Genomic DNA, 14,079 nt, shown 5'->3' with positions numbered 1-14,079 from the left:
CGGGGCCGGTCAGCCCGCCCTGCCGCTGGCGCGGGCGGCCTCGGCGGCATGGACCGGCTTACCGCGCATGGCCGCGTCGTTGAACCGGAAGCCGATGCTGTGCACGGTGACGATCCAGTGCGGCGAGCCCAGCTTCTTGCGGATGCTGCTCAGATGCGTATCGATGGTCCGGCTGGCCAGCGAGGTGACCTCGGCGTCCACCTCGGTGTAGCCCCAGACCCGGTGCAGCAGTTCGGCCCTGGAGAAGACCCGGTGCGGTTCGGCGGCGAGCAGCCGCAGCAGTTCGAACTCCTTGCGGGTCAGCTCGATCAGCCGCCCGTCGAGCCGGACCTCGCGCAGCGACGAGTTGATCTCCAGCTGTCCGGCGATGAGCGTGGGCTGGGTCATCATGTGTACCCGCCGCAGCACCGCGCGCAGGCGGGCCATGAGCTCGCGACTGTGATACGGCTTCACGACGCAGTCGTCGCAGCCCGCCTCCAGGGCCAGCACCCGGTCGAGTTCGTAGGAGGCGAAGCCGATGAGGGGAATGTCGCTGGCGTTGCGGATTTCTCGGCAGAGGGTGAGCCCGTCGAACTCGGAGAATTCGAGATCGACGAGCACCACATCGAATTCGGGATAGGACGCCAAGGCTTCGGCTCCGGTCGTGACCGATTCGGGGTCGAAGCCGTGCCGTCTGAGGTCGATGACCGTATCCTCGCGGCCCTCGCAATCGGCTACCACCAACAGACGCGGGTGAAGCAACGGTACTCCCTTCCAGCGCTATTCGATTCGGATTCAATTGTCGGTAATCACCGGTCGGACAGTTCGAGCAGTACTCGGACCGCCGATTCCAGTGCGTAATTCATCGACCCGCCGTTGGGTTCGAATGCGGTGTGTTCACCGGCGAAATGGAGGCGGCCCACCGGCGCCGCGGTATGCGCCATGAGCTCGCCGTGGCCCGTCTCCGGCAGGAGATAGGCGCCGCCGATGTACGGTTCGTTGTCCCAGGCGATCGAGGTGCCCAATTCGAAGTTGGCGCGCGCGCCGGGCAGGATCGGTTCGAGTTCGCCGAGCGCGAAGTCGATTCGCTCCTCGGGGCTCATGGCGGCGGCCGCCTGAGCGGGCCAGCCGGTGAGCCAACATTCGACGATCTTGCGCGGACCGCGCAGCCGCGGCGTGGCGTCGCGCACCGTGCGGATCGGGGTGTCGGTGGACAGCATCAGCCGCTGCTCGGGCCAGAATTTCGTGCGCATCTGGAGAAAGACGCGCAGCACCGAGGCGTAGCGCAGGCGGCGGATCGCCGCATGTTTCGCCGCCGGAAGTCCGGCCTGGGAGAGATTGACCCGCCGCAGGCTGCTGAACGGCGCGGTGACGACCACGCGGTCCACACCGAGGGTCCGCAGCCGATTGCGATCGAGATAGGTCACCTGCGCCTCGTCCGCGGTCTGGGCTATGCGAACGACGGGACTGCGATAGTGAATTCGATCCTTGATCCGGTCGGCCAGCGCCCGGGCGAGCCGGTCGGTGCCGCCGGCGATCTTGTGCCAGCCGCCATCGGCGGTGGAGAACGACCGCGGGCCCGATTCGTACCGGGCCCACGCCATGGCCGAGGCGGATTCCAGTTCGCCGCCGCGCATCTCCAGGAACATCGGCTCCATCAGGTCGATCGCGGCCGCGGAGGCGCCGCGCTGCTCGAGAATGCGCCGCACCGAGATCCGGTCCAGCGCCAGCAGGCGCGGGGCGGGGGTCCAGAACGGTTCGGCGAGTTCGGGGCCGAGTTCCTCGTTCGGCTTCGTGACATATCCGGCGATCAGATCGGCGACCGTGCGGTCCCGCTCGTCCGGATGCAGTCCCAGGGTTTCGGCGTGATCGCCGATCCGGTCGGGCCGGATGCGGATGCCGTTGCGGTAGTAGGCGAAATCGGTGTCGACGAGGTCGCTGGGCTCGGTGTCGACACCCATTTCCCGCAGATAGCGCATCGTGTAGTGGCAGTGGTCGGTCACGGTCATCGCACCGGCCTCGGCATGCAGATCATCGGCGAAGGGATACCGGAAGGTCCAGGTTCGGCCGCCCGGCCGATCGCTCGCCTCGAGGACGATGACATCGACGCCCTGCCTACGCAATTCATAAGCGGTGGCGAGTCCGGCCAGCCCGGCGCCGACGACGATCACCCTTTCGCCCGCGCGCTGCGGTGGCAGGCCACCGTCGAAGGCGTTTCTGACATCTCGTTGCGTGGGCCCCGGCACTGTTTTTCCTCCACTGCACTGCGTTCACGCCGCTGCCGCGCCCCCGAACCCCCGCCACACGACAATTGGCCCCGGGATCGTCCGGGGCCATGCATACACGGCGCAGCTTCGGAAACGGCTGCGAAAGGACGAAATCAAGTCTGTCCGAATTCAATCCGTTCTAATTGAAAACATTTTATCAATGGCCTCGGAACGGGTCAAACATCTTGTCGTAGCCGAAACGTAACTCGGCAGAATTGCTTCCCGACTCTCTGGCTGAATTACGTTTGCCTGCCATAGATGTGACGCTCATCACAGTTTACTCTTATTGTCGTTGCGGAAAACCATATTCCAAGTCGTCTCGGCAACGGCCGTTGCGCCGCCTCGATGCCCACGGCGCCAACGCAATTCGCGCGGAGTGGCGGTGCGTCACGAGCGCGGGTCAGGGGTGCGGGGCGAGATCGATGCGGACGCCGTCACCGCTGTTGACCACGAAAACCCTGTCGCGCTTGGGCTTCCAGTCGTGGGGCAGCAGGAAGTAGCGATCGGGTGTGCGGGCCAACAGCAGCAGTCCGCTGTAGACGTAGCGGTATTTCTCACCCGCGGCGGTGATCTCGCCCATTTGCGAACCACCGCCCTCGATGCCGAGGCGATCCACACTGAACAGCAGCACCACGGGGCGGTCGGCGAACCGGCGCGCCTCGGCGATGGCGGCGTCGGCGCTCGCGCGGCGCTGCGCGTAGACCCCGACGGCCCACAGCATGCCCAGACAGATCAGCAGCACAATCGCCAGCAGCGGCACCCAGATCGGCGGCGCCGCCCGTGAGCGGGCCGCGAGCTGGACCGGATACTGTGCGCGCAGCGCGATCACATATCCCACCAGCGCCGCGCCGAGTACCAGCATGATCGGCAGGTACAGACTCATGGCCGCGGGCAGCCGACCCCGGATCAGAATGCCCACCGCGACCAGCACCTGCAGCACGGCGCCGACGGTGAAAATCGCCGCCGCCCATACCCGCAGCACCAGTCGCGGTCGGCGGCTCCACGCCGCCACCACGACGGGTACTCGGCGACCGGTGTACAGCACCGAGACCAGCAGCAGCAACAGCACCGCGGGCCAGTAGCCGCCGTAGAGGCTGCGGTAGAGGTAGTCCGCGGTGGACAGGCCCAGCATGCTCGCATCGATGCCGAAGTAGCCGTACCACGCGCGGGTGTACATCAGGCCGAAGTAGTACAGCACCGCCGTGGCGACCGCGACCTGCGAGGTGATCGTGCCGACCGCGGAGACGGCGATCCGCAGCGCGCCGGGCCGGTCGGTCAGGGCGTCGAGGGTCATTCGGTGGGCCTGGTCGACGGCGGCTGTGTCGTATCGGACCTGATCACCGTCGTCGGCAATTGCGCTCCCGAAGTCGGCTCCGCGGTCGGGATTTTCGCGGTGTGCGGAATCACCGAACCGCGCGACGCCGTCCGCGTCGCCTGGGTGCTCGGCTCCGCGACCGTCGTGGCGATCGGCGGTCCGGTGATCGTCGTCTCCACGGGAGCGGGTTCGCTCCGATCGCACGACGACAGCACGGCTGTCGCCCCCGTCAACAGCAGGCAGACCATGATCCGTTCGGGCGCCATCGCTTCCCCATCGGGCGGACAACTCTGCTGCGGATTCTGACACGGCGGCCCCCGGCCGCGACGGCCTTCGGCCACAATCGCCTGCTCCTCGTGACCCGCACGGCCGTATGGAAAGATCCGCGACCATGACCGATGGCAGCAGGTCGCGACGGCACTACGCGGGCCGCAGCGCCGAGGAGCGGGCCGGGCAGCGGCGGGCGCGCCTGTTGACGGCCGCGCTGGCGTTGTACGGCACCCGGGGGTACGCGGGCACCTCGATCGAGCAATTGTGCTCGGCCGCCAGCATTTCCACGCGCAGTTTCTACGACGAGATGGGCAGCCGGGAGAATCTGCTGATCGCCCTCGCCGACGACATCACCGGCCGGGCCGCCGCGGCCGCGCTGACCGAGCTGCGGACCGCCGCCGAGGCGCCGATCGCCGAGCGGATCGCACGCGGTTTCCGGGCCTATCTCGAGGTCACCTGCCGGACGCCGGAGTCCGCCCGGGTCTGCTACATCGAGGTGGTCGGCGTCAGCGACGCGGTCGAGGGGTGGCGGCGCGAGTGGCGGCGGCGCATCGGCGAGTTGCTGCGGAGCGAGGCCGAGCGCGCGGTGGCGCGCGGGGAGGCCCGCCCGCGCGACTATCGGCTGTTCGCCGTCGCGGTCATCGGCGCGGTCAACTCGCTGGCTCAGGAACTCGCCCGCGGTGACCAGGACCGCGAGCCTGCCCCCACGCTCGACGAGATCTGTTCGGAGATCATCGATTTCGTCGCGGCGGGCATCACGCGGCCGGAGCGAGCGGCACCGTGACCGCAGGGGGCCTCAGCTCACCCAGGGCGGGGTGATTCGGGTGCCGTCGGCCAATTCGCCACAGAAGCCGACCGGAACCGTCACCAGCAGCGCGGCCACCCGCTCCCCCGGATTGTCGAGCCGGATCGTCGCACCGGCGGGGGCGAGCGCGGCATCACCGGGCGCAAGCGCGGCGGACTCGCCGTCGATGGACAACACCGCTGTGCCGTCGAGCATTACGAAGGACTCCTCGCGCAGGACGCGATGCGCCTGCCCGACGGTGCCGGGCTCGATCTCCACCCGCCACTGACAGATCTCGGCACTGCCGGTTCCCGGCCGGATATAGGAGAAGAAGCGGGCGTTGTGCATCTGGTGCACCTGGGCCTCGTCGGCGCGAATCACGGGCATCGAACACTCCTTAATAGTCAACTTACTTGACCATATAGTCAAGCTACTTGACTTCTGTGTCAAGTGCCAAGATGGCAGTCATGCCGCCCCGCGATCCCAAGCCCGCGCCCGACCTGCCGCTGCTGCTGTTGGCCGCCGCCGCGGAGGTCACCGATGCGATTCAGGCGGGTGTCGTGGCGGCCGGATTCACCGATGTGCGGCCGAGTCACGGCTTCGCCTTCGTGCGCATGGCCCCCGACGGCGCGACGGTGGGCGAGATCGCCGAACATCTCGGCGTCACCAAGCAGGCGGCCAGTCAGCTGGTCGAGGAACTGGTGACCAAGGGCTATGCGCAACGCCAGCCGCATCCGCGCGATGCCCGGGCCCGGTTGATCACCCTCACCGAACGCGGTTGGGCCGCGACCCGGGCCGCCGAGGCGGCGATGACGGAATTCACCGCACGCTGGGCCGACGATCTCGGCGCGGCAACGGTTTCCGAGCTACGCAACGGCCTGGCTCACCTGGTGCGTCCGGGGCGGGTGCGGCCCGCGGCGTGGTAGTAGCCATACCGCGCGCGGCCGGGAACGCAGTCCGACCCGCATCTTCCACCCCGATCTCCACCCCCGGATGGTCTGCGCAACGAACCACCTGGGACGAGAATGCGCGCAGGAGTGCGAACACGGCGAGGAGGATCATGCGGCAGCGGCTGCGCACCGTCGGTCGGCGACTGATCGGCGACGCCCCGGAGAACAGCCCGCTCATGCGCCTGGTCGTCTGCGCACTACTGGCGGTGAATCTGGTCTACAACCACGCCGGGCCGATCCCGCTCTGGCTGTGGGCGGCACTGGGCGCGGTCTACCTCGGGATCGTATCCTTCGCGATCCTCGACACCCGCTGGCCGCGCCCGGCCCTGGCCGCGTTGATCGGCGGCGCACTGATCGGCGCGGCCGTGGTGGGGCCGGGCGATTCGTCCGCGCTGATCATGACCTTCGCGGCGATCGGCGTGCTGAGCCAGCAACTGTCGGCCAGCGCGCTGCTCATCCTGGCCGCGACCGTGGCGGACGGTGCGGCGCTCGCGGCGAGTTCGCTGCTCGCAAGGCAATCCGCCGATCTGGTGATCCACCTGATCATCCTGTGCGCACTCATGCTGCTGGGCCTGTACCGGCGGCAGTATCTGCTGCGCGTGCGGCAGACCGCACTGCTGCTCGAACAGACCCGCCGCACCCAGCACGAGCAGGCGCGGGCCGCCGCGCTCGACGAGCGCACCCGCATCGCCCGCGAACTGCACGACGTGCTCGCGCATTCCCTCGGCGCGCTGGCCGTTCAGCTCGACGTGGCCGAGGGACTGCTGAGTGAGAAGGGCGATGTACCGGGCGCACTGGCCCGGGTGCGGCGCTCGCGGCGGCTGGCCGCGAACGGGATGGCCGAGGCCCGGGCCGCGGTTGCCGCGCTGCGCCACGACATTCCACCACTGGACGAGGGGTTACGCGGGCTCGTCGACGGCTACCGGCGCGATCATCACATGACCGTCGACTGCCAGGTGACCGGCACCCCGCGCCCGGTCGATTCGGCGGCCGCGGTGTCACTGCTCGGCACGGCCCGCGAGGCGCTCACCAACGCGAGCAAACATGCGCCGGGTGCGCCGGTGTCGATCGTGCTCAGCTTCGATCCCGCCCGGGTGCGCCTGTCGGTGCACAATCCGGCCGCGCGCAATGGCGACTCGAATGCCGCGGGCGAGTACGGTTTGACCGGGATGCGCGAACGCATCGCGCTGGTGGGCGGCAGTCTGTCGGCCGGGCCCGGGCTGGACGGGCGGGGATGGCAGGTGACGGCGGAGGTTCCGGAGTGAGCGAGGGCGACGCGCCGATCCGGGTGCTCGTGGTCGACCGGGAGGCCACAGTGAAGACCCATATCAACCACGCCTTCGCCAAGATCGGCACCCGCAACCGCGCCGACGCCGTCCGCTACGCCTACCACCACGGATTGGCCGAGCCATGACCGACTACGCCCACACCGACCACGCCGCCAAGGGCCGCGCCGACAAGGCCCGCCGCCTGGCCGCCTACGCCTGGCACCGCGGCATCACCGGCGCAGACCTGCGCTCCCTCCCACCCGCCACCCGCCGCAAACTGGCCCGCTCCGCCGCCACCAACCCACCCGGCACCGACGAGACCTGGCACCTGGTCGCCGAGCTACTGGACGAAAAGGACGCCTGGGCCGCCCGCCACCCGAATCACCCTGCCGCCCAACGACACAACCTCGACGAGAAGATCCTGTGGGTCAAACCGCCCGTGAAACCGTGGGGTGAGCGCCGCACCGATAGCGAGTAGTCATTACTCGGTCCCCTCTTGACACCAAGAAATGAACGGGAGTTCACTTCTTGAGTGTCCCCCGATTATGAGCACCACAGCGGTACCCGTCCCGCCGCCTGGCGGGAGGCTGCCACCGCCGGTGCGGATACCCCCTTCGCCGACCGTCCCACGCCCGCCGACCAGGCCTCCTACCCCACCCTGACCTACGAGGTCACCGGCCGCATCGCGCGGATCACCTTCGATCGGCCCGAGCACGGCAATGCCATCACCGCCGACACCCCGCTCGATCTGGCGCATGCGGTCGAACGGGCCGATCTGGATCCGCGGGTGCATGTCATCGTGGTGTCGGGGCGGGGGAAGGGGTTCTGCGGTGGGTACGATCTGTCGATCCTCGCCGCGGGCGGGCTCCGGCCGCAGCGGTCCGCGCGGCCCGCGACCGGGACGGTGCTCGATCCGGTGGCACAGGCGCGCAATCACAATCCCTGGGGCACTTGGGATCCCATGCTCGACTATCAGATGATGAGCCGCTGCAACCGGGGCTTCGCGAGTCTGCTGTACGCGAACAAGCCGACGGTGGCCAAGCTGCACGGTTTCGCCATCGCGGGCGGTAGCGATATCGCGCTGTTCGCCGATCAGATCATCTGCGCCGACGATACGAAGATCGGCTATCCGCCGACCCGGGTGTGGGGCATTCCCGCCGCGGGGATGTGGGCGCATCGGCTCGGGGATCAGCGGGCCAAGCGGTTGTTGTTCACCGGAGACTGTCTCACCGGCAGGCAGGCCGCCGAATGGGGGCTCGCGGTGGAGTCCTGCCCGGCCGAGGAGCTCGACGAGCGCACCGAGCAACTGCTGCACCGGATTTCGCAGGTTCCGATCAATCAGCTCATCATGGCCAAACTCGCGCTCAACAGCGCGCTGCTGGCCCAGGGGGTGGCCAATTCCGGCATGATCGGCACGGTCTTCGACGGCATCTCCCGGCATACCCGCGAGGGTTACGCCTTCCAATTGCGCGCCGCCACCGTGGGTTTCCGCGAGGCGGTGCGCGAACGCGACGAGCCCTTCGGCGACGGGAAGCACGCGGCCACCTAGCCCGGCCGCCGCGTGCGTCCGGTCAGTCGAGGGCCGTGGCGCGTTCTGCCGCCGCCACGACCCGCTCCGACAGCGAGCGAACCGCCTTGGCCTCCTCGTCGGTCATCTCGTCGACGAACAGGCGGCGCACCAATGCCACATGATTGGGCGCGGCCTGTTCGAGCGCCCGCCGCCCGTGCCCGGTCAGCCGGACGACAACGCCCCGCGCGTCGTCGGCGGCCGGGCTGCGCTCGACGAGCCCGCGGGAATCCATGCGCGCCAGATGCTTCGACAGCCTGCTCTTGTCCCAGCAGATCTCGGCGGCCAGATCCCGCGCGCGCAGGCAGTCCCCGGGCGCGGCCGACAGGGCCACCAGAATCTCGTAGTCCGGCATCGACAACCCGTCGCGGGCCAGCCCGGCCGCCATCGCCGCGTCCAGACGCTGCCGCATCCGGATGAACGCCGACCAGGTCGCCTGCTCGTCCTCGCTGAGCCATCGCACCATGGGAATGATCCTAATCGGAGTTTGGTTGACATGGACACCAAACGCGACCGAGGAGGTCCCGATGCCCGCCATCACCGTCGACAACATCCTGGTGCTGCCGCGCCTGCCCCGCCCGGACCTGACCGAGCGGCAGCGGCCGGTCACCGCCGTCGTAACCGCGAACACCCAGCGCGAGGGCGCGGGCTTCGAGGTGCACCGCCCCTTCCCCAGCCTGGAGCTGCGCTACGCCGATCCGTTCATCCTGCTCGATCAGATGGGACCGGTGGCGTACGAGCCGTACGAGGCCAAGGGTGCGCCCTGGCATCCGCACCGCGGCTTCGAGACCGTGACGTACATGCTCGACGGGACCATGGTCCACCACGACTCCAACGGCGGCGGGGGCACCATCGGCGAGGGCGATACGCAGTGGATGACCGCCGGTGCGGGCATCCTGCACGACGAGCTGCCCGCCGAGGAGCTGGTCGTCTCGGGTGGGCTGTTCCACGGCATACAGCTGTGGGTGAATCTGCCGCGCGAGAAGAAGATGACCCCACCGCGCTATCAGGATCTGCGGTCCTCGCAGCTGACGCTGGTGAGTTCGCACGACGGCGGCGCGCTGGTCCGCATCATCGCGGGCGAACTCGGCGGATTCACCGGGCCCGGCTCGACCTGTACGCCCATTTCCTACGCGCACGCCTCGATCGGTCCGGGCGCGCGCCTGGAAATGCCGTGGCCGCAGCATTTCTCGGCGATGGCGTATGTGCTGTCCGGCAGCGGTACCGTCGGCGCGGAGAGGCGACCGGTGCGGGCGGGTCGGCTGGCGGTGTTCGGGCACGGTGCGGCGATCACCGTCACCGCCGACGAGCGGCAGGACACGCCGACGGGCGAATTCGAAGTCCTGCTGCTGGGCGGGCAGCCGATTCGCGAGCCGGTGGTGCAGTACGGGCCGTTCGTGATGAACGCGCGGCACGAAATCATCGAGGCCATCGAGGATTTCGAGGCGGGTCGGATGGGTCGGGTTCCGGCCGAGCATCTGACCGGTAAACGCCTGGGCGAATGAGCGAGGATCGGCCGTGCGGTTGACAACGACACTCACCATCACAAAGGTAGACCCCGCGGTTCCCGACCCGTTTCACCGCGGGGAGTGTCGGTCGGACCGCATACACATCGCAGCAGACAACGAGGAATACATGAACGTTCGCAGGCTCATCGTGACTGTGAGCGCGGGATTGGTCACCCTCGCCGCCCCGCTCGCTCCGACCGCTACCGCCGACCCCTTCATCCCCTCCGGTTCGGCGGGCACCGGATCGTCGGGCATCGATGATCTGATCGGCGCTACCGGATCGTCCGGCCTGGCCCAGACCGGTTCCGCCGGTGGTCGCACCTTCAGGAACTGTGACGAGGCGCGCGCCGCGGGCCGGGCTCCGCTGTTCCGCGGCGAGCCGGGTTACTCCCCCCACCTCGACCCGGACGGCACCGGCATGGCCTGCCCGACGGTCTGAGAGACCGATAAAACGACGACACCCGGTGTGGCGCACTGCCACACCGGGTGTTTCGTATTCGTGGGGGCTCAGCGACGGAAGATCTTGACCAGCACCAGCAGCACCACCAGCGCGCCCGCCCCGATCAGGCTGTACTTCACCTTCGGCTCGTTCACCTTCGCCAGCACGGCCTGCTTGGTGTTGTCGGCGATCCGCTGGGGATCGGCCCGCACCGCGAGCTCGTCGAGTGTGTGCGCGAGCCGGTTGCGTGCCGCCTCGATCTCCTGCTCGATGCGCTCGGTATCCCTCGCCACGTTGTCTCCTGTAGTCGATGTGCGTCGCTGAAGCCTCGAGTCTATCGGTCGCCGGGATGTGCCGTCCGTGTCACAGCCGTCTATTACCGTGCTTGGGCATGACAGAGAATCACCGCTTGAATGTCGGCGATACCGCGCCCGAGTTCACCCTCCCCGATGCCGACGGCAAGGAGGTGTCGCTCGCCGATTATCGCGGCCGGAAGGTGATCGTCTACTTCTACCCCGCGGCCAGCACCCCCGGGTGCACCAAGCAGGCGTGCGATTTTCGCGACAGTCTGGCCGAATTGAACGGCGCCGGGATCGATGTCCTAGGCATCTCCCCCGACAAGCCCGCCAAACTGGCCAAGTTCCGCGACAACGAGAACCTCACCTTCCCACTCCTGTCCGACCCCGACCGCGAGGTCCTACAGGCCTGGGGCGCCTTCGGCGAGAAGACCATGTACGGCAAGAAGATCACCGGCGTGATCCGCTCCACCTTCCTGGTCGACGAACAGGGCAAAATCGAGCTGGCGCAATACAACGTGCGCGCCACCGGCCACGTCGCGAAGCTGCGCCGCGATTTGTCGGTGTAAACGAAAAGTCCCCGGCCGCTTCGCGGCCGGGGACTTCCAGAGACTGAAGTCGTGACGCCTATTCCGGAATCACGTTCGTGGCATCACCTGAGCCGACGCCCACTGCATCGTCAGTCGCCAATGGTTGTCCCACCATTGCATGAATTCGGGGCTGGTGATTTCGGGCGGGGCCGGCTCACCCGGGAACAGCAGGGATCCGTTCGGAGCCACCGCGGGGGAGGTGCCGGGGGTGGCGGGTGCCGTTCCCGCCGAACCGGTTTCGGGCATCGCCGGCGCGGGCGCCTTGGCGGCCTCCGTGTCCTCGCCAGCGGGGTTGGACTGCGTGTCCTGACGTAAATTGAGGCGGCGGGTACCCTCCGGTCCCCAGGTCATGGTGGTCGTGTCGAGGGTGACCACCGTGGCAACGGGTTCGGTGGAGGGCGATCCCGAATCGGCGACCACCGGCATTTCCGGATGCTCCTGTGCCACCACCGGCTCCGGCACGAAGGGCAGTTGCTCCTCCATCGGGCGAGTCCGATGGGAATCGGCCGCCACGCGGGCGTCGGCGAGTACCGGCGTGCCGTCGGAGCGCGTGCGGCTGATCTCGTACACCCCGCCCGCGACCAGTCCGCCCGCCAGCACGCTCGCCGCCGCGAACAGGGCCGCGGTGCTGCGGCTGAACCGCGCGCGCTCACCGGCGTCCACCACACCGGCCGACTCCGGCAGCGCCACCAGCGCCGCGCCGATGGCCGATCCGGCCGCCGCCACCCGGGACGGCAGGATGGGCGCCCCGAATCCGGCCGCCAGCGCCGAGGCGACCGCCGGTTCACTTGCCGCCGAACCGATCAGCACCACCGCATCGGGCCGCACACCCGCCGCGTCGAACTGATCCCACGCCGCCGTCACCGCCGGGACCATGGTCTCCTTGGTCACCACCGCCCCGGTCGAGGCGACCGCCGAAACCACTCGATCGCGCTCGGGCGAGATCAGCGAGAACGCCTGATGGCCCGGAACCACCTCGCAGATCGCGAGATTCTCGAATTCGTCGACCCAGCTCATCGCCCCGGCCAGGGCCAGATGGGCCGATTTGACCGACACCAGCGAGGCGTCGTGCCAGGCCCCGTCCGCCAGGCCGCTCACGATCGCTCGCCGCTCGGCCGCGTCACGATAGGTGACGGCCGCGCCGACGATCTCCCGATCGGGACCGATCTCGTCGGCGAGACTCTCCAGCGCCACCTCGACGGCCTGGGCGAGCTCGGGTTTACCTTCGCCGCGAATCCGCACGGATCGTTGGACGAGCACCCGTTCGGGCAGCCGCCCGTCGTCGTCGGACAACGCCACCGCGTGGACGGTGCCGCGTTCGGTGGACACGCCTAGAGTCACCGCAGATCGAGCCACAGATCACGCCTCCGATGCACTGAGTCGACAGGTCTCGAGGTACTCCTCCTCGGTATGTGTTCGTCACCATGTCCGGCGTGGATGGGTCATGACCGGCCACGAAACCCGACACGGACGGCGTAGCCGCGTGTCATCCGCGTGTCGCTACCGCTAGCCTGAGTGTGTGGTGGAGACGCGTACGGCTACGAGGGCGAGCAGACGTCCGGATCCCGCCCTGGAATTGCAGGACGACCCCCAGGAGTTGATGCCCCGGCGCCGCCCCACCCAGGAGCGCAGCAAGCGCAAATTCGACGCGCTGCTACAGGCGTCGCGAGAGCTGCTGGTCGAGGTCGGCTTCGAATCGTTCACCTGCGAGGAGGTCGCGGCCCGCGCCGAGGTGCCGATCGGGACGCTGTATCAGTTCTTCGCCAACAAATACGTGATCGTCTGCGAGCTCAATCGCCAGGATCTGGTGGCGGTTTCGCAGGAGCTGGCCGACTTCCACGGCGAGATCCCCTCGATGGACTGGTTACGCCACATGAACAAGCTGGTCGATCACCTGGCCGACCTGTGGATGACCGATCCGTCCCGGCGCGAGGTGTGGCTGGCCATGCAGTCCACGCCGTCCACCCGGGCCACCGGGGCCATCCACGAGAAGGAATTCGCCGAGGTGGTCCAGCAGATGCTGCGGCCGCTCATGCCGCGCACACCGCGGGCCCGCCGGTCGATGATGGCCCAGGTGCTGGTGCACGTGGTGTATTCGATGCTGAACTTCTCCGTCCAGGACGGCCTGCGCCACCAGGACGCCGTCTCGGAGCTGAAGCGGCTGATGGTGGCCTATCTGCTTGTCGCCGAGAAGGAATCGCGCAGCGGCGGGCAGAAGGAGCCGCAGGCCTAGTTCTCGATCAGATCCGCGAGCTCACCCGGATCCTCGAGCACGACCATCGCCGCGGCCGTATCCCCGTCGTGGGTCAGCGACAGATGCACCCGCACCCGAGGCAGGAACTCCGCCGCCAGCCCGTGCAGCTTGATACTCGGCCGCCCCCACGCGTCGTTCACCACCTCGATAAGCGGATACGGGTTGTCTCCGATCTGCGGGCTGCGCGCGAACCGCGAGGAGGCCCACGCCTTGAGCACCGCCTCCTTGGCCGCCCACCGCGCCGCATAGCTACGCGCCGGTTCGGTCCCCTTGCTCTCGCAATACCGCCGCTCCCCCACCGTGAAGCTCTCCCGCAACATCGTCGTCCCGGCCCGCTGCAGTTGCTCGGCGAACTCGGAAATGGTCACCAGGTCCAGCCCGATCCCAAGAATCGTCAACGCCGCCCCTAGAAGTCGCGCGGCCCCGAAACAGACCGCATACCAGCCGAACCCGGCCATGCTATCCCGGCCCCCACCCACACCCGGGCATCGAACGAGACCTACTCACGGGGAACAAATAGGGGTCCCCGCCCACCGCCTCCCCTCAGCGAACAGAACGGCGGTGCCCGCTCGAAAGCAGGCACCGCCGTTAT

At 68.4% G+C, this 14,079-nt stretch carries 19 protein-coding genes; 11 read left to right on the top strand and 8 right to left on the bottom strand.

All coding sequences use genetic code 11. The features are described from left to right. Nucleotides 1–9: 9 nt before the first annotated feature. The 3 genes from NDR87_RS32780 to NDR87_RS32770 form a co-directional block, all read right to left on the bottom strand. A complete protein-coding gene (locus NDR87_RS32780) occupies nucleotides 10–741 on the bottom strand; it encodes a response regulator transcription factor (RefSeq protein ID WP_251917739.1) in 732 nt (243 codons plus the stop codon). A 47-nt stretch (nucleotides 742–788) separates the two neighbouring features. After that, complete coding sequence (locus tag NDR87_RS32775; RefSeq protein ID WP_251917738.1) at nucleotides 789–2,225, bottom strand: NAD(P)/FAD-dependent oxidoreductase; 1,437 nt, start codon at nucleotides 2,223–2,225, stop codon at nucleotides 789–791. A 421-nt stretch (nucleotides 2,226–2,646) separates the two neighbouring features. After that, the gene (locus tag NDR87_RS32770) at nucleotides 2,647–3,540 is read right to left on the bottom strand and encodes a hypothetical protein (protein ID WP_251917737.1); all 894 of its coding nucleotides are present in this window, start codon (nucleotides 3,538–3,540) and stop codon (nucleotides 2,647–2,649) included. 3 nt (nucleotides 3,541–3,543) lie between these two features. Here NDR87_RS32770 and NDR87_RS32765 point away from each other — a divergent pair, with 3 nt between their 5' ends. Together NDR87_RS32765 and NDR87_RS32760 are read left to right on the top strand one after the other, a co-directional pair. Further along, nucleotides 3,544–3,867: a hypothetical protein gene (locus NDR87_RS32765; RefSeq protein WP_251917736.1), complete on the top strand. Its 324-nt coding sequence runs from the start codon at nucleotides 3,544–3,546 to the stop codon at nucleotides 3,865–3,867. An 85-nt stretch (nucleotides 3,868–3,952) separates the two neighbouring features. Continuing rightward, nucleotides 3,953–4,615 (top strand): TetR/AcrR family transcriptional regulator, encoded by a 663-nt coding sequence (locus NDR87_RS32760; protein WP_251917735.1) that lies wholly within the window; start codon nucleotides 3,953–3,955, stop codon nucleotides 4,613–4,615. 12 nt (nucleotides 4,616–4,627) lie between these two features. Here NDR87_RS32760 and NDR87_RS32755 read toward each other — a convergent pair whose 3' ends face one another. Further along, entirely contained in the window at nucleotides 4,628–5,002 is a 375-nt protein-coding gene (locus NDR87_RS32755; protein WP_251917734.1) for a cupin domain-containing protein, read from the bottom strand. Between the two features lie 71 nt (nucleotides 5,003–5,073). On the opposite strand from NDR87_RS32755, the gene NDR87_RS32750 reads away from it, so the two are divergent. From NDR87_RS32750 to NDR87_RS32730, 5 genes are all read left to right on the top strand, one after another. Further along, on the top strand, nucleotides 5,074–5,541 hold the full coding sequence (locus NDR87_RS32750) for a MarR family winged helix-turn-helix transcriptional regulator (RefSeq protein WP_251917733.1): 468 nt from the start codon (nucleotides 5,074–5,076) through the stop codon (nucleotides 5,539–5,541). A 134-nt stretch (nucleotides 5,542–5,675) separates the two neighbouring features. Further along, nucleotides 5,676–6,830, top strand: coding sequence for a sensor histidine kinase (locus tag NDR87_RS32745; RefSeq protein ID WP_251917732.1), 1,155 nt, complete (start codon nucleotides 5,676–5,678; stop codon nucleotides 6,828–6,830). Beyond that, nucleotides 6,827–6,979: a LuxR C-terminal-related transcriptional regulator gene (locus NDR87_RS32740; RefSeq protein WP_251917731.1), complete on the top strand. Its 153-nt coding sequence runs from the start codon at nucleotides 6,827–6,829 to the stop codon at nucleotides 6,977–6,979. Before NDR87_RS32745 ends, NDR87_RS32740 begins: the two co-directional genes overlap by 4 nt. Further along, nucleotides 6,976–7,311, top strand: a complete 336-nt coding sequence (locus tag NDR87_RS32735; protein ID WP_251917730.1) for a hypothetical protein — start codon at nucleotides 6,976–6,978, stop codon at nucleotides 7,309–7,311. The genes NDR87_RS32740 and NDR87_RS32735 overlap by 4 nt, the downstream gene beginning before the upstream one ends. Before the next feature lie 54 nt (nucleotides 7,312–7,365). Further along, nucleotides 7,366–8,382, top strand: coding sequence for a crotonase/enoyl-CoA hydratase family protein (locus tag NDR87_RS32730; protein WP_251917729.1), 1,017 nt, complete (start codon nucleotides 7,366–7,368; stop codon nucleotides 8,380–8,382). A 22-nt stretch (nucleotides 8,383–8,404) separates the two neighbouring features. On the opposite strand, the gene NDR87_RS32725 is transcribed toward NDR87_RS32730, so the two are convergent. Continuing rightward, entirely contained in the window at nucleotides 8,405–8,866 is a 462-nt protein-coding gene (locus tag NDR87_RS32725) for a MarR family winged helix-turn-helix transcriptional regulator (RefSeq protein WP_251917728.1), read from the bottom strand. A 61-nt stretch (nucleotides 8,867–8,927) separates the two neighbouring features. Here NDR87_RS32725 and NDR87_RS32720 point away from each other — a divergent pair, with 61 nt between their 5' ends. Next, nucleotides 8,928–9,905, top strand: a complete 978-nt coding sequence (locus NDR87_RS32720; protein ID WP_251917727.1) for a pirin family protein — start codon at nucleotides 8,928–8,930, stop codon at nucleotides 9,903–9,905. Between the two features lie 130 nt (nucleotides 9,906–10,035). After that, entirely contained in the window at nucleotides 10,036–10,347 is a 312-nt protein-coding gene (locus NDR87_RS32715; protein ID WP_251917726.1) for an excalibur calcium-binding domain-containing protein, read from the top strand. 68 nt (nucleotides 10,348–10,415) lie between these two features. On the opposite strand, the gene NDR87_RS32710 is transcribed toward NDR87_RS32715, so the two are convergent. Then, the gene (locus tag NDR87_RS32710; protein WP_251917725.1) at nucleotides 10,416–10,640 is read right to left on the bottom strand and encodes a DUF3618 domain-containing protein; all 225 of its coding nucleotides are present in this window, start codon (nucleotides 10,638–10,640) and stop codon (nucleotides 10,416–10,418) included. A gap of 98 nt (nucleotides 10,641–10,738) precedes the next feature. On the opposite strand from NDR87_RS32710, the gene bcp reads away from it, so the two are divergent. Next, entirely contained in the window at nucleotides 10,739–11,212 is a 474-nt protein-coding gene (gene bcp, locus NDR87_RS32705) for a thioredoxin-dependent thiol peroxidase (protein WP_251917724.1), read from the top strand. A gap of 69 nt (nucleotides 11,213–11,281) precedes the next feature. On the opposite strand, the gene NDR87_RS32700 is transcribed toward bcp, so the two are convergent. Further along, nucleotides 11,282–12,562, bottom strand: coding sequence for a hypothetical protein (locus NDR87_RS32700; protein WP_251917723.1), 1,281 nt, complete (start codon nucleotides 12,560–12,562; stop codon nucleotides 11,282–11,284). A 271-nt stretch (nucleotides 12,563–12,833) separates the two neighbouring features. Here NDR87_RS32700 and NDR87_RS32695 point away from each other — a divergent pair, with 271 nt between their 5' ends. Then, nucleotides 12,834–13,466 carry a TetR/AcrR family transcriptional regulator gene (locus NDR87_RS32695; protein WP_286014320.1) on the top strand — a complete coding sequence of 211 codons (633 nt, stop codon included), beginning with the start codon at nucleotides 12,834–12,836 and terminating at the stop codon, nucleotides 13,464–13,466. Here NDR87_RS32695 and NDR87_RS32690 read toward each other — a convergent pair. Further along, nucleotides 13,463–13,885 (bottom strand): holo-ACP synthase, encoded by a 423-nt coding sequence (locus NDR87_RS32690; protein ID WP_251917722.1) that lies wholly within the window; start codon nucleotides 13,883–13,885, stop codon nucleotides 13,463–13,465. The genes NDR87_RS32695 and NDR87_RS32690 overlap by 4 nt on opposite strands. Nucleotides 13,886–14,079 lie beyond the last annotated feature (194 nt).

The organism is Nocardia sp. CDC159 (assembly GCF_023740735.1).
GTDB classification, from domain to species: Bacteria; Actinomycetota; Actinomycetes; order Mycobacteriales; family Mycobacteriaceae; genus Nocardia; species Nocardia pulmonis.
This window is presented reverse-complemented; position numbering and strand designations above follow the sequence as displayed.

Bases quoted from the DNA above. Each gene is read 5' to 3' on its own strand.
- NDR87_RS32755 (WP_251917734.1), bottom strand. From the start codon at position 5,002: ATGCCCGTGATTCGCGCCGACGAGGCCCAGGTGCACCAGATGCACAAC.
- NDR87_RS32715 (WP_251917726.1), top strand. From the start codon at position 10,036: ATGAACGTTCGCAGGCTCATCGTGACTGTGAGCGCGGGATTGGTCACC.
- bcp (WP_251917724.1), top strand. From the start codon at position 10,739: ATGACAGAGAATCACCGCTTGAATGTCGGCGATACCGCGCCCGAGTTC.
- NDR87_RS32695 (WP_286014320.1), top strand. From the start codon at position 12,834: ATGCCCCGGCGCCGCCCCACCCAGGAGCGCAGCAAGCGCAAATTCGAC.
- NDR87_RS32720 (WP_251917727.1), top strand. From the start codon at position 8,928: ATGCCCGCCATCACCGTCGACAACATCCTGGTGCTGCCGCGCCTGCCC.
- NDR87_RS32760 (WP_251917735.1), top strand. From the start codon at position 3,953: ATGACCGATGGCAGCAGGTCGCGACGGCACTACGCGGGCCGCAGCGCC.
- NDR87_RS32770 (WP_251917737.1), bottom strand. From the start codon at position 3,540: ATGACCCTCGACGCCCTGACCGACCGGCCCGGCGCGCTGCGGATCGCC.
- NDR87_RS32750 (WP_251917733.1), top strand. From the start codon at position 5,074: ATGGCAGTCATGCCGCCCCGCGATCCCAAGCCCGCGCCCGACCTGCCG.
- NDR87_RS32745 (WP_251917732.1), top strand. From the start codon at position 5,676: ATGCGGCAGCGGCTGCGCACCGTCGGTCGGCGACTGATCGGCGACGCC.
- NDR87_RS32735 (WP_251917730.1), top strand. From the start codon at position 6,976: ATGACCGACTACGCCCACACCGACCACGCCGCCAAGGGCCGCGCCGAC.
- NDR87_RS32725 (WP_251917728.1), bottom strand. From the start codon at position 8,866: ATGGTGCGATGGCTCAGCGAGGACGAGCAGGCGACCTGGTCGGCGTTC.